Annotated in this window: 1 protein-coding gene; it reads right to left on the reverse strand. The window is 65.1% G+C overall.

Translation table 11 applies throughout. The features are described 5' to 3' along the window. Positions 1 to 332: 332 nt before the first annotated feature. The gene (locus PKF00_RS43870; protein WP_271223726.1) at positions 333 to 734 is read right to left on the reverse strand and encodes a peptidase inhibitor family I36 protein; all 402 of its coding nucleotides are present in this window, start codon (positions 732 to 734) and stop codon (positions 333 to 335) included. Between the last annotated feature and the right edge of the window lie 378 nt (positions 735 to 1112).

Raw genomic sequence — 1112 nt, forward strand, 5'->3', positions numbered from 1 at the left:
AACACAGGACGGGCGAGCAAGTCGGCGGCCGGGTCGACGAGTTCGCCGGGGTGCCGCGCCGAGCCGTACCGGCGCGCGGACGGTCAACCGCCGCTTCGCCGTCGCCGCAGCCCTCATTCGCTGCCGCCGGTCAGCCGAATGAGTCATGGTCTGAGACCGTCCTCGCCCCGCGGAATCCCGTACGGCGTTGGTCCTGCCGTGCGGGATTCCGCGGGGCGGTCTTTCAGAGAGATCGAGGGCTCCGGGACAGGCCCCTGGCCGCTGGAGACGTCGCCTGCCGGCGATCGCCGCGACGGCCGTGCTCGATCACCTCATGTCGCGGGCACCGCCGTTCATTGGTGCCAGCGGCACGGCGGACTGGTGCTGAGGTGCTCGCTGTATGAGGAGATCTTGTCGTTGGCGAACGATCCGACGTTGTCCACCCATCCATGTGCCGGGACGCCTATCAGGGAAGTACCCCCGAAGTTCGTGTGCTCGTAGAAACAGATGTTCTTATCGGTGCGGTTCCAGATGGAACTCGTCAGATCGTTGATGTGGGAGCCGACGTTGGCGCGCTCGGGTCCCGGCGCGTTGCTGTAACGTCCCCTGCCGTAAGTGTCGCCATAAAGGCACACAGAGCCCCTGGAACACGCATCCCAGTCCATCGTCTTCGCCTGCGCCGGTACTGCGGCGACCAAGGTGGCCGTCGCGCATACCGCCATCATGGCAGCGGCCAGAATCCTTCGCTTTTCCATTCGCCTCGCTCCCTCGTCGGTCTCGGTGCCGTACGCCGGCGAAGCCCTCATCTCTCGCCCGCGTCACACGGTCCGCCAGGCCGGTGACAGCATGCGTCGCATCGGCTGCTCCCCGCCTTTTCAGTGTTGACTTCCTGTTCGCGCCGGCTGCCGGACGAGCCGCCGGCCGGCAGGCCGACGGCTCTGCGTGGATCCGTTTTTCCTTACACGCTTCTTTCTTTTACCGGGCGAACTACAAGTCAGTTTGTCGACTTATACTCAGGATGTCATTGACGGTTTCTGCAGTTGTTGTTGACGGTTTCTGCACCGCCTGGCGGTGGGTGTGACGTGGGCGCCCTCGGACGGCGGGACCTGCTGTCTCTGTCCTCACCGTGCGGG

The sequence above is a fragment of the Streptosporangium carneum genome, from assembly GCF_027922005.1.
In the GTDB taxonomy this organism is placed as follows: domain Bacteria; phylum Actinomycetota; class Actinomycetes; order Streptosporangiales; family Streptosporangiaceae; genus Streptosporangium; species Streptosporangium carneum.